We start from the raw sequence: 11,347 nt of genomic DNA, 5'->3' as shown, positions 1-11,347 counted from the left end.
GGCCGCCATATCGACAACTCTTGGGACATGAATCGGAAGGAGTGGGACATGACGACACAACTCTCCCGCGTGGATGTGACGGATGCCGCGGCCGCGCTGCTGCGCGACCTGACGGCGAAGCACGGCCCGCTGATGTTCCACCAGTCGGGCGGTTGCTGCGACGGCAGCTCCCCTATGTGCTACCCGGTGGGGATGTTCCTCACCGGTCCCAGCGACGTGCACCTCGGCACCATCGGCGTCGGCCTCGACGACCCGATCGAGGTCTACATGTCGGAGTCGCAGTTCGAGTATTGGAAGTTCACGCACCTCACGATCGACGTCGTACCGGGCCGCGGTGCCGGGTTCTCGGTCGAGGGGCCGACGGGGATGCGGTTCCTCATCCGGTCGCGGATGCTGACCGAGGAGGAGGCGGTGGCATTCGGGGTGGGGGTGTAGGTAGCCGGATGCGTCCTGATCTTGCAAGCATGCAGTGTCCATGTTCCCCGAGCTCGAGGGGGGAGTGCGACGGTTCACACCCGCCTCGCCCGCGTGCGAAGACCGACGGTGGTGACGGCGGCGTCGCGATGGGTGAACGGACGAGCTCCGGCCCACAATCCCTTATTCACCCGCTAGAGAGGCCTCTATCGTGTTCCGATACAGTTGACGTGTGTCTACCGGCCGTGTGACTGATCGCAGTCTGACGAATCCGCCCGTCGTGGAGGCCGTCGCAGGGATCGAGTTCCGCCCGCGGGGGCTGGACGTTGTGGGACTGGTGCGGGAAACTTCAGCCTGGATGGACCAGTATCCAGACGTAACCGCGCAACCGACGCTTCCTCCGTCACGACCATCTGGACAATCCGGCCCAGAGTTTGAGATGCAGTTCGTGGCTTCCGCCCCGCCTACCCGCCTCTGGTCTACCTCTCCGGACAAGGCCTGGCTCGTCCAGACCCAGGACGATCGGCTACTGCTCAACTGGCGACGGACCTCCGATGAGGCAGGCACCTATCCTGGGTTCGATGACGCGATTCGGCCGAGAATGCTCGCGCTTATCGGCGAGCTCGCTCCATCAGTGGACGGGGAGGGTCTGATCCCTCTGATTGCAGAGTTCTCTTATGTGAATCGTGTGCCCACCTCGGAGTCAGGATTGCACGCGAAGTATGCCCCCTTTAGACAGCTCGATACGCCCGTTCCGGGAACTGTTATCGCAGAAGGGTACGAAGTTGCGGCTCAGGTTGTCCTTGAATATGGAACGGCGCAAGTCACAGCCTCGATCCAACCAGCCGGCGAGCCAAACCAAACAGTCTTGACTGTATCCACTAAGTTGTTCGCCACAACGCAGCTAATTACCGACGACACGATCATGATGATCGATGACGCACACAAAATTTCGAAGCAAATGTTCTTTGCTGTAGTCTCCAGCGACGCGATCAATGAGTGGGAGGCCTAATTGACTCCGAGCCTGACGATTCCCCAGACCGAATCCTTCACGGTTGGTGACGTCCATGCCAGCGTTTTGACGCCCTCCTTCACATACGGAGAGCTCGGCCTCAACGTTTCTCGACCCCGACGGCTTCTGATCATGTCTGCGTACCGCCAGTTGCGCGCGCTTGCTATCCGTCAAAATGCTGCATCTGGGGCTGCATATGCCCGGATTTTGCGACTCCTCGGCACACTTCTTGCTGACGGGGCGCCAACGCCGCAGATCGGTTCCAATGGCGAGGGCGGCATCCTTGTTGAGTGGCTGGTCAACGGTCAGTCTCTGACCATCGACTACGAGGATGAAACCGAAATCTTGATCGTGGCGTCGGATCGAGGCGGGCTTCAATTCGAAGTGACGATCACCGCCTGGTGGGAGCATCGTGATCCGGCGATCGTAGCCACGCGGCAGATCTTGGCTGACATGTCTTCAGGCTTGGCGTACCCCATACCCCTTGCCTAGCGGTGGTCGATAGAGGCAATCCGGGGGCGGTCGGAGCGAACGTGCATTTATGGAGGCGCTTTGACGCTACCGATCCCGCTCACTTTGACTCGACCATCTGGGATGAGGGGAGCGGTGTCCGCCATCTCAAGGGAGGTGCGCTCCGCTTCGATGCGGACGGCTGCTCCGTGTACAGGGGTGACGTTCTCGGCTCCCTTGGGCTGACTCCGGCGTCCATCACAACTGAGAGTCACAGCGCGCTCGCGCATGCGAACCGCGCGGATATCGAAGCATTCCGCTCGCCGCTATCCAGCGCGCCTTCCCAGCAGGCGTTCAGGGTGGTACCCGATCCACTTGAACCCGAACCGCCCTACAACCCTGCTCACACGCTTGTGCAACATCTTCTGGACTACGCTTCAAACTCGAAGCGACGTCGGGCGCAGGGTGAGTTGGCGCGCAGTGTGTTTGTGTACGTCGAGCATTAGTCGGACACGTACAGGTTGGCAAGCCTCGACAACGGTTACGCCGCGCAGGCGGACAATGCCGTGTGTTGGGCGTCCCGCCGCCGATCCTGATTCGTGCGCCCGTTGGCGCGCAACTCCGCGAGTCGCGCCGCAGAAATTGCATCGACCTCAGCCCACAAGATTGGCCTTCATTTAGAGGCAGGGAGAAGTTTGCGGCCGTCGGCCGCTCTCTGAAAGAGCGGCCGAAGATGCCGGCTAAAGCCACCCCCGCTCCACGGCCACGCGCACGGCATCCGCGCGATTCCGCCCGCCGGTCTTCCCGATAGCGCTGGACAGGTGATTCTTCACCGTCCCCTCCGACAGGTGCACCATCCGGGCGATGTCGGCGATCGACCCGCCGGCGCGGGCGGCGGCGAGCACGTCCGTCTCGCGCTCGGTCAAGGGAGAATCCCCCTGCGCCAGCGACTCGGCGGCCAGAACCGGGTCCACGACGCGGAACCCGGCGGAGACCCGCCGCACCGCATCCGCCAGCTCCGCCGCGGGGGTGTCCTTCACCACGAACCCTGACGCCCCGGCCTGCATGGCACGCGCGAGGTATCCCGGCCGGCCGAAGGTCGTGACGATGAGGGCGCGGCATCCGGGAACCTGCGTACGCAGAAGAGACGCGGCGGCGATGCCGTCGATGCCGGGCATCTCGATGTCGAGCAGCGCCACGGTCGCCTCCGACGCGCGCGCGGCCTCGACCACCTCGTCGCCGCGGCCGACCTGGGCGACGACCTCGATGTCTGGCTCCAGCCCGAGCAGCGCGGCGAGAGCGCCGCGTACGAGCGCCTGATCGTCGGCGATGAGAAGTCGGATCACCACGTCACCCCGCCCCGAATCTGCCGAGGCCGCTGCGGCCCAAGGTCATACCGATCACCAGGTCACCTTCACTCGGAATCCGCCGAGGTCGCTGCGCCCCACTGACATGCGGCCGCCCGCGGTCTCGACGCGCTCGCGCAGCCCGGACAGCCCCGAGCCAGACGACGCGCCCGACGGCCCACGCCCGTCGTCGGCGACCTCCACCGAGCGAGAGTCCAGCGACACCCGGCACACGGATGCCTCGGCGTGCCGCACCACGTTCGTCACCGCCTCGCGCACCACCCACCCCGCAAGCTCGCGCCGGTCGGACGGCACCTGATCCGTCGACCCGGGCAGCTCGGGCGCGACGCCGGCGCTCTCCAGCGCCGCGCGGGCCGCGGCGAGCTCGCCGCTGATGCTCACACCTCTATACCCGTGCACCGTCGCGCGGACGTCGGCCAGCGCACCGCGCGACAGCTGCTCGATCTGCGCCACCTCGTCGCGGGCGGCCGGGGAGCCGGCATCCATCAGTCTTCCGGCCAGCTCGGCCTTCACCGTGATCACGGTCAGCGAGTGGCCGAGGATGTCGTGCACGTCGCGCGCGACGCGGCTGCGCTCGCGTTCGGCGGCGAGCTCGGCGACCTGTTCCTGCGCGGCGCGGAGTCGCTCGAGGGTCGTGATGTTCTGCACGAAGCTCAACATCATGATCGAGATGGAGAGGATGATCGCCGAGTTCAGCACGTTCGTGAACGTGTCGGCGCCGCTCCACTCCCCCACCACGAACGACAGCGCGCTCAGCAGCAGCACGAGGATCCACGTGGGGCGCCGTGCGACGCTCGACACCGCGACGGCGACACCGACGAACGTCCACATCCACCGCACGTCCTCGCCGATCCAGGGCGTCAGGCTCAGGCTCAGAGCGAACATCACCGCGGCCGGGATCAGTCGGCGCCACCCGGAGGTCGTCCGACGCGCGAACGGCACGGACGCGAGGAACACCGCCGCGAACACCACCACGATCAGCGTTCCCACGGCATGAGCGACGGGATCGGGCACTTCCCAGATCGACACCAGCGTCGGGAACGTCCAGATGAGCGAGATGCCCCCGCCGATGAACCAGCCCCGCGTGAACGAGCGCCGGCCCGGAACGCGGAAGCGCCCCGGGCTGGTCGTCTCGTCCATGTCGTTCACGATAGAGCGGCTCACGAACGCCGCGTGTCCCGCCGGAAGAAGTACACCGTGCCGGCGACGAACACCGCGAGCCACACGACCGCGTTGATCAGGGCGCCGAGATCGAAGGCATCCCCCGTCAGCGGCGCACGCGCCAGCTCGGCGATGCCGTACACGGGCGTCAGCTTGCCGACCGCCTGCAGGAAGTCGGGCATCGACGACAGCGGGTAGAACAGCCCGCCGAGGAACGACAGCAGCACCACCGCGAGGCTCGTGATCTGCGCGACGTTCTCGCCCGGCACCATGTACCCGACCATCAGTCCGAGCGTCGTGAACACCGCCCCGGCGAGCAGCCACGCGGCCAGACCCGTGACGATCCACTGCACCGCCGACAGCTGAACCCCGACCATGGATGCCACGACATACGTCGCGATCACCGCAATGAGTCCGAACAGCATGCCCGCCAGGAGCTTCACGATCACGTTGACGAGCGGGTTCAGCGGCGTGAGGCGCAACTGCCGCGTCCACCCCTGCGCGCGCTCGACCGCGACCGCCGCGCCCGTCTGGGTCGCCGACATCATCGCTCCGTACATCGCCATCGACACCATGATGTACGCGGCCACCGACACTCCCCCGTCGGCCACCGGCACCTGCGTCAGGGGCTCGTCGAGCATCTGGTACCCGATGATGAAGAACATCAGCACCGGGAACGCCACGGTGAAGAACAGCGCCCGCGGGTTGCGGAGCTTGCGGACCAGCTCGATCCGCAGATACGTGAGCGTGAAGCCGCCCAGGACGGGGGCGGGACGGTCGAGGCTGATGGCGGTCATCGGGTTGCTCCGTTCGAGGCGTCGGCGGATGCCGGGGAGTCGATGGTGAGCGCGACGAACACGCTCTCCAGGTTTCGCGCGGTGATCTCGAGATCCCGCGCGGGGGTTTCCGCCAGGAGGTGGCGCGCGAGGGCGTCGGAATCGCGGGTGTGCAGCGTCACGCGCTCGCCGGCGGCCTCGACCGAATCGACGCCCGGGAGGGACGCGAGCGCCGTGATGTCGGCATCCGGGATCGTCGCCTGCACCACCCGACCCGAGACGAGGTTCTTGATCTCGGCCGTGGTGCCGTCGGCGACGATCTGGCCGCTGCGCATCAGCACGATGCGGTCGGCGTACTCGTCGGCCTCGTCGAGGTAGTGCGTCGCGAACATGACGGTGCGGCCGCGGGCGGCATCCGTCCGGATCGCGTTCCAGAACGAACGGCGGGCCTCGACGTCCATGCCGGTGGTCGGCTCGTCGAGGATCAGCAGCGCCGGATCGCTCACGAGCGCCATCGCGAAACGCAGCCGCTGCTGCTCTCCGCCCGAGCAGAGTCCGACGCGACGATTCGCCAGATCCCGGATGCCGGCCCGCTCGAGCGCCTCGTCTACGGGACGCTTCTCGGCGAACAGGGATGCCGTGAGCTCGACCGTCTCGCGGACCGTGAGGTCTTTCAGCAGACCCCCCGTCTGCAGGACGGCGGAGACGAGGCCGCGCGACACCGCCCCGCGCGGGGTGTGCCCGAAGACGCTGATGGAGCCCGAGTCGGGGTTCGTGAGGCCGAGGATCATGTCGATCGTGGTGGTCTTGCCGGCGCCGTTCGGGCCGAGGAACGCCACGATCTCGCCGGGCTGCACCCGCAGATCGACGCCGCGGACGGCGTGGACGGAGCCGAAGCTCTTGACGACGCCCCGCGCGTCGATCGCGGCGGGAGCGGTGGTAGAGGAGGTCATGTCCTCATGCTGGCCCGGCGCCGTGCCCCGTGCCTGGGGCGGGGGTCACCTCGTGGGGGTGACGTTCGTCATGGGTGGCGCGGTTACGGCGCTTCGGTCGCGGGCCGCTGCGCGCACTGCGAAGTCGAAAGGATATCGACGACGACTCCCTCGTCGCGTGTGAGCACCGAAACGTCGACAGTGCTGTTGGAGTATCCGGGGGCAATGAGACTCGCGGCCGGATAGTTGAGTTCGAGACCTCGGTCATCGGTGCGGAAGTCGGAACCGAGCGCCGCGGGGAGCCCATCGACGAAACTCTGACCGTCGAAGCCCTCGGGAGGGAACACCGTCCACTGGCCGGTGTAGAAGACGCCTTCCCCTTCGCATCCGAAAGGCTTGTCCGAGGGATTCTTCTCGACGCGGACGTCAGGCGAGAGCTCGTCGACGACGCGTTGCATCGCCGCTTGTGCCTGGCCGCGGACCGCTTCGTAGGTCGGTAACGAGGTCGGTGCGCAGCCGGCGAGCGCGAGCGCGGCTGCCGCGAGGAGTGCGAGCGCGGGGCGGGTGGCATCCATTGTCTCGGTCAGGCCGGCTTCGACGCGCGGATCGTGTAGCTCAGCGGCATGACCGACGGCTGCTCGGTGAGGGCGTACTCGCCGTCGGGGCGCAGGGTCATGCGGCCGGGGAGGGCCTCCCACGGCACGCTGTCGTGCTCGATGAGCGCGTCGAGCCGCAGGCCACGGTCGAGCAGCGCGGTGACGATCTCCCCGAGGCTGCGGTTCCACTCGTACGTCCGTGTGGACTGCAGGGGAGCCGACACCTCGACGTAGGTGCTGTCGTCATCCCATTCCAGCGGTGCGGGCTGCTCGAAGTACGGGAACGCGAGCGTCAGCCCCGGGAGCGTCTCGTTCATCGACCACAGCACCGGGTGTCCCTCGCGGATGTGCAGCGTGCCCCCGGGAGCCAGCAGGTCCGCGACGACACCGGCCCATTCCGTGATCGACGGCAGCCAGCACAGCGCCCCGATGCCCGTGTAGACCAGGTCGAACTCCCCCGCCGAGAGGACGTCGAGGGCGTGCGCGACGTCCGATCGGACGAAATCGACGGCATCCCCGGTCTCGGCCACGAGCCGGCGGGCTTCCGCGACGGCGTTCTCCGAGAAGTCGAGGCCCGTCACCCGGGCGCCGAGCCGCGCGAGTGACAGCGTGTCGGTGCCGATGTGGCACTGGAGGTGCACGGCGCGCTTCCCCGTGAGGTCGCCGAGCAGCGGCTGGTCGAACCGCACGACATCGCTGAGCGCGTCGCGGTCCTCCACGTAGCGCAGCACGCCGTAGCCGGATCCGTCGCGAGCGGCGTGCAGGGTGGCGCGCTCGTTCCAGTTGGCGCGGTTCGCATCGAGGTACTCGGTGGTCATGGCATCCCTTCCGGCGGCACAGCCTTGCGACGATACACACGTGGATGCCAGGGCACCAGGCTGCGCCTTCGGATCGAAAGGCCGCCGTGACCGTGCGTGACGCGGGCCTGTGCCGGTGTCGGAGGGCCGGGTTAGCCTGGCGGCATGTCGGGCAGCGTGTACGTGATCCATGAGAACCCCCAGTGGCTTCCGCCATTCCAGGCGGCCTTCGAGGCGGAAGGGGTGCCGCTGGAGGAATGGCTGCTGACCGACGGGTCCATCGACCTCTCCGTCGAGCCTCCGGAGGGCGTGTTCTGGTCGCGGCTGAGCGCCTCCGCGCACACGCGCGACCACGCCGCGAGCAAGGAGTACGGCCGTGCGGTGCTGCGGTGGCTCGCCTCGTGGGGTCGCACGGTCGTGAACGGCGCCGACGTCCTCGAGCTCGAGGTCAGCAAGGTGGCGCAGCACGCCGCGCTCCGGCACGCGGGCGTCGAGGTCCCGCGCACGACGGCCGTGTTCGGTACCGCGCAGCTCGCGGCGAAGGCCGAGGAGTTCGAGGCGCCCTTCATCAGCAAGCACAACCAGGGCGGCAAGGGCCTGGGCGTACGCCGGTGGGAGTCGCACGCCGAGTTCGCGGCGTGGGTCGACAGCGCCGACTTCGAGCCGTCGCCCGACGGCATCACGCTGCTGCAGGAGTTGCTGGTCGCTCGCGCGCCGTTCATCACGCGCGCCGAATTCGTGGGCGGCCAGTTCGTCTACGCCGTGCGGGTCGACACGAGCGCGGGCAGCTTCGAGCTGTGCCCGGCCGAGGCGTGCGCGATCCCCGGTGCCGACGGCGTGGAGCCTGAGCCGCTGTTCCGCCTCCGCGACGACGTCGACCCGGCCATCATCGACCGGTACCTCGCCTTCCTCGCGGCGGAGGGGATCGGCGTCGCCGGCATCGAGTTCATCGAGACGCGCGACGGCCGGGTCGTCACCTATGACGTGAACACGAACACGAACTACAACCCCGACGTCGAGGCATCCGCTCCCCGTTCCGGTCCGCGCGAGATCGCCCGCTGGCTCGGGGCGCTGCTTCCGCACGAGGCGGTGGGTGCGCGTGGCTGAGCCCGCTGAACCCCACCGCGACTGGGACGGCTTCGGGTTCTCGACCCGCCAGGTGCACGCCGGCGAGGTGGAAGACCTCACCCACGGCTCGCGCGTGACGCCCGTGCATCTATCGGCTGCGTACCGCTTCGCGTCGTTCCAGGAGGCGACAGATCGCTTCGCCGGCGCCGACCTGGGGCACCTGTACTCGCGCAACCTCAACCCCACGAACCAGGTCGCCGAGGCCCGGCTCGCGTCACTCGAGGGCGGAACGGGCGCGCTCGTCGTCGGGTCGGGGCAGGCCGCCATCACCGCGACGTTGCTCGGACTCGCGGGCGCGGGAGAGCACATCGTGTCGACGGCCAGCATCTACAGCGGTACGCGTGTGCTCTTCGACCGCACCTTCGCGCGCCTGGGAGTGACGGTCGAGTACGTCTGGGATCCCGACGACGACGCCGAATGGGATGCCCTGATCCGGCCCGAAACGAAGGCCATCTTCACCGAGACGCTGCCGAACCCCAAGAACGACGTCGTCGACATCGCTCGCGTGGCACGGATCGCCGAGCGCCACGGTCTGCCGGTCGTCGTGGACAACACGATCGCGACGCCGTTCCTCCTGCGACCGATCGAGCACGGCGCTCACATCGTCGTGCACTCCGCGACGAAGTTCCTCTCCGGCCACGGGGCCAACCTCGCGGGAGCGGTCGTCGACGGTGGGACGTTCGACTGGGCCGGCGCCTCCCGTCCGTATCCCGGGATCACCGACACCGCGATCGCCGGACACCCCTCGTACGTCGACGCCTTCGGCCCCCGCGCGTTCGAGCTGTACCTGCGCTTCGGGATCGCCAACGACACCGGCCCCGCGCTGTCGCCGCTGAACGGCTTCCTTCTGCAACAGGGCATGGAGACGCTCTCGGTGCGGATGCGTCAGCACTTGGCATCCGCTCGCGAGATCGCCGAGTGGCTCGACGGCCACGAGCTGGTCGAGAGCGTCGACTTCGCGGGACTCCCCTCCCACCCGCAGCACGCGCTCGCCGTGCGCGACTACGGCGGACTCACCGGCTCGGTGTTCTCGTTCACCGTGCGCGGCGGACGCGACGGAGCGGAGCGCTTCTTCGACGCGCTGCGCCTGTTCAGCCGCATGACCAACATCGGCGACACGCGCTCCATGGCGCTCCACCCCGCGACCACGACCCACCTCGGCTTCACGCAAGAGGTCCGCGACCGCCTCGGCATCCACGACGGGCTCATCCGCCTGTCGATCGGGCTCGAGGATGCCGCCGACCTCATCGCCGACCTCGACCAGGCGCTCCGCGCGGCGGCGTAGGGCGCGGGGTTCTCGCGCGTCGGCGTCGGCCGGCGGTGCGGGCGCGCGGCGTTTCGGCGTTGAGTGTCCAAGACACGCGGATGCCGCGGCGGTGCGTCCGTGTGTTCTGGACACTCAACCAACAGGCGCGGCGTCGAGAGCGGCGCCGGCGGTCGCTGTCTTCGCGGTGAGTGTCCAAGACACGCGGATGCCGCGGCGGCTTGTCCGCGTGTCTTGGACACTGAACTCGCGGCGCGCAGGCGTCGGACCGAACCCGCCGCGCGGGCGTCAGGCGTCGCGCAGCGCATCGAGCCGACGCACGCGCGGGATGACCTCGGCGGCGAAGCGCTGCAGCTCGGACAGGTGCGGCGAGAACTGCAGCAGCAGCGTCGAGACGCCGACGTTCGCGAACTCCACGATGCGCTCGGCCACCTGGTCGGGCGTGCCGACGAGGTTCGGGCGCAGGCCGCGGTTCGAGACCGAGTACTCCTTGAGGTCGACCTGGGTGTCGAGCTTCGACTTGCTCACGAAGTCCTGGTACGAGCCGTACGCCGCTCCCCCGCGCACGTCGGTGATGCGGTCGATCTCGGCCTGAGCCTCTTCCTCGGTGTCACGGACGATGCCGTACGCCGCCATCCCGAACGCCTCGAACGGGGTCGCGCCGGCCTCGGCGCGGCGACGCCGCATGTCGGCGACCTTCGCCTCGAGCTCGTCGAGCGTGCCGCCGTGCGTCAGGTACGCGTCGGCGAAACGCGTGATCGCGGTGCGTCCGGCCTCGCTCTCACCGCCGGCGTACAGACGCGGAATCACGCGGGGCTTCGGCTCGAGGAACGTGCCCTCGGTGCGGTAGTACTCCCCCTCGTACGCGAACGGCGTCTGCGTCCACAAGCCGCGGAGCACCTCGACCCACTCGATCGTGCGCGCGTAGCGGTCGTCGTGGGCGCTGAACAGCCCGTCGTACTGCTTCGCCTCCTCGGCCCACCACGCCGACACGACGTTCAGCGTGAAGCGTCCCCCGCTGATCTCGTCGATCGTCGCCGCCTGCTTCGCGGTGTGGAACGGGTTGTGGAACCCCGGCCGGACGGCCGCGAGCAGTTCGAGCTTCGACGTCACGGCCGCGAGTCCCGCGGTCACCGCCCACGCGTCGAGCGACGGCGCCTCGACGCCCTTGATGTCGTTGAGGTTCAGCTCCGGGATGAGCGTGAGGTCGAACCCGCCCTCCTCCGCCGCCCGCGCGATCTCCGCGATGTGGGCGAACGACACGGGCGTCTGCTCGTCGTCGACGTTGCGGAGCCAGCCGCCGAAGATCGGGGTCCAGTAGCCGAAACGCACGCGCTGGGGGGAGGTCATGGCATCCATCCTCACCCGGTCGAACGGCATGTGTCGTCATGCGAGGACACGGTCCGTCACATGTCGTTGACCGTCGGCGGGGGCAGTGCGACGGTAGCCG

General features: G+C 68.1%; 12 protein-coding genes. 5 read left to right on the top strand and 7 right to left on the bottom strand.

Translation table 11 applies throughout. From position 1 onward, the window contains the following. Nucleotides 1-48 precede the first annotated feature (48 nt). The 3 genes from P8R59_RS06145 (at nucleotide 49) to P8R59_RS06135 (ending at nucleotide 1,918) form a co-directional block, all read left to right on the top strand. Complete coding sequence (locus tag P8R59_RS06145; RefSeq protein WP_278103181.1) at nucleotides 49-435, top strand: DUF779 domain-containing protein; 387 nt, start codon at nucleotides 49-51, stop codon at nucleotides 433-435. 211 nt (nucleotides 436-646) lie between these two features. Next, nucleotides 647-1,426, top strand: coding sequence for a TIGR04255 family protein (locus P8R59_RS06140; protein WP_341210522.1), 780 nt, complete (start codon nucleotides 647-649; stop codon nucleotides 1,424-1,426). Next, nucleotides 1,427-1,918: a hypothetical protein gene (locus P8R59_RS06135; protein WP_278103180.1), complete on the top strand. Its 492-nt coding sequence runs from the start codon at nucleotides 1,427-1,429 to the stop codon at nucleotides 1,916-1,918. Nucleotides 1,919-2,616: 698 nt separating this feature from the next. Here P8R59_RS06135 and P8R59_RS06130 read toward each other — a convergent pair. From P8R59_RS06130 to P8R59_RS06105, 6 genes are all read right to left on the bottom strand, one after another. Beyond that, entirely contained in the window at nucleotides 2,617-3,222 is a 606-nt protein-coding gene (locus tag P8R59_RS06130; RefSeq protein WP_278103179.1) for a response regulator transcription factor, read from the bottom strand. A gap of 54 nt (nucleotides 3,223-3,276) precedes the next feature. Then, nucleotides 3,277-4,383, bottom strand: a complete 1,107-nt coding sequence (locus P8R59_RS06125) for a sensor histidine kinase (RefSeq protein ID WP_278103178.1) — start codon at nucleotides 4,381-4,383, stop codon at nucleotides 3,277-3,279. Between the two features lie 20 nt (nucleotides 4,384-4,403). Then, nucleotides 4,404-5,201: an ABC transporter permease gene (locus tag P8R59_RS06120; protein ID WP_278103177.1), complete on the bottom strand. Its 798-nt coding sequence runs from the start codon at nucleotides 5,199-5,201 to the stop codon at nucleotides 4,404-4,406. Further along, complete coding sequence (locus P8R59_RS06115) at nucleotides 5,198-6,133, bottom strand: ABC transporter ATP-binding protein (RefSeq protein WP_278103176.1); 936 nt, start codon at nucleotides 6,131-6,133, stop codon at nucleotides 5,198-5,200. Before P8R59_RS06115 ends, P8R59_RS06120 begins: the two co-directional genes overlap by 4 nt. Before the next feature lie 83 nt (nucleotides 6,134-6,216). After that, a complete protein-coding gene (locus tag P8R59_RS06110) occupies nucleotides 6,217-6,687 on the bottom strand; it encodes a hypothetical protein (protein WP_278103175.1) in 471 nt (156 codons plus the stop codon). Nucleotides 6,688-6,695: 8 nt separating this feature from the next. Then, entirely contained in the window at nucleotides 6,696-7,526 is an 831-nt protein-coding gene (locus P8R59_RS06105; RefSeq protein ID WP_278103174.1) for a class I SAM-dependent methyltransferase, read from the bottom strand. A gap of 144 nt (nucleotides 7,527-7,670) precedes the next feature. On the opposite strand from P8R59_RS06105, the gene P8R59_RS06100 reads away from it, so the two are divergent. Together P8R59_RS06100 and P8R59_RS06095 are read left to right on the top strand one after the other, a co-directional pair. Then, nucleotides 7,671-8,612: an ATP-grasp domain-containing protein gene (locus tag P8R59_RS06100; RefSeq protein ID WP_278103173.1), complete on the top strand. Its 942-nt coding sequence runs from the start codon at nucleotides 7,671-7,673 to the stop codon at nucleotides 8,610-8,612. Further along, nucleotides 8,605-9,918 (top strand): O-acetylhomoserine aminocarboxypropyltransferase/cysteine synthase family protein, encoded by a 1,314-nt coding sequence (locus P8R59_RS06095; RefSeq protein WP_278103172.1) that lies wholly within the window; start codon nucleotides 8,605-8,607, stop codon nucleotides 9,916-9,918. Before P8R59_RS06100 ends, P8R59_RS06095 begins: the two co-directional genes overlap by 8 nt. Before the next feature lie 267 nt (nucleotides 9,919-10,185). On the opposite strand, the gene P8R59_RS06090 is transcribed toward P8R59_RS06095, so the two are convergent. Continuing rightward, nucleotides 10,186-11,247, bottom strand: coding sequence for an LLM class flavin-dependent oxidoreductase (locus P8R59_RS06090; protein ID WP_278103171.1), 1,062 nt, complete (start codon nucleotides 11,245-11,247; stop codon nucleotides 10,186-10,188). Between the last annotated feature and the right edge of the window lie 100 nt (nucleotides 11,248-11,347).

The organism is Microbacterium proteolyticum, assembly GCF_029639405.1.
Taxonomy (GTDB): domain Bacteria; phylum Actinomycetota; class Actinomycetes; order Actinomycetales; family Microbacteriaceae; genus Microbacterium.
Note: the sequence above shows the minus strand (reverse complement) of the source record. Positions and strands in the feature narration are given on the sequence as shown.

What these genes read in the sequence shown, in the direction of transcription:
- P8R59_RS06105 (WP_278103174.1), bottom strand. Translation starts at nt 7,526, where the DNA reads ATGACCACCGAGTACCTCGATGCGAACCGCGCCAACTGGAACGAGCGC.
- P8R59_RS06145 (WP_278103181.1), top strand. Translation starts at nt 49, where the DNA reads ATGACGACACAACTCTCCCGCGTGGATGTGACGGATGCCGCGGCCGCG.
- P8R59_RS06110 (WP_278103175.1), bottom strand. Translation starts at nt 6,687, where the DNA reads ATGGATGCCACCCGCCCCGCGCTCGCACTCCTCGCGGCAGCCGCGCTC.
- P8R59_RS06090 (WP_278103171.1), bottom strand. Translation starts at nt 11,247, where the DNA reads ATGACCTCCCCCCAGCGCGTGCGTTTCGGCTACTGGACCCCGATCTTC.
- P8R59_RS06115 (WP_278103176.1), bottom strand. Translation starts at nt 6,133, where the DNA reads ATGACCTCCTCTACCACCGCTCCCGCCGCGATCGACGCGCGGGGCGTC.
- P8R59_RS06100 (WP_278103173.1), top strand. Translation starts at nt 7,671, where the DNA reads ATGTCGGGCAGCGTGTACGTGATCCATGAGAACCCCCAGTGGCTTCCG.
- P8R59_RS06120 (WP_278103177.1), bottom strand. Translation starts at nt 5,201, where the DNA reads ATGACCGCCATCAGCCTCGACCGTCCCGCCCCCGTCCTGGGCGGCTTC.
- P8R59_RS06125 (WP_278103178.1), bottom strand. Translation starts at nt 4,383, where the DNA reads ATGGACGAGACGACCAGCCCGGGGCGCTTCCGCGTTCCGGGCCGGCGC.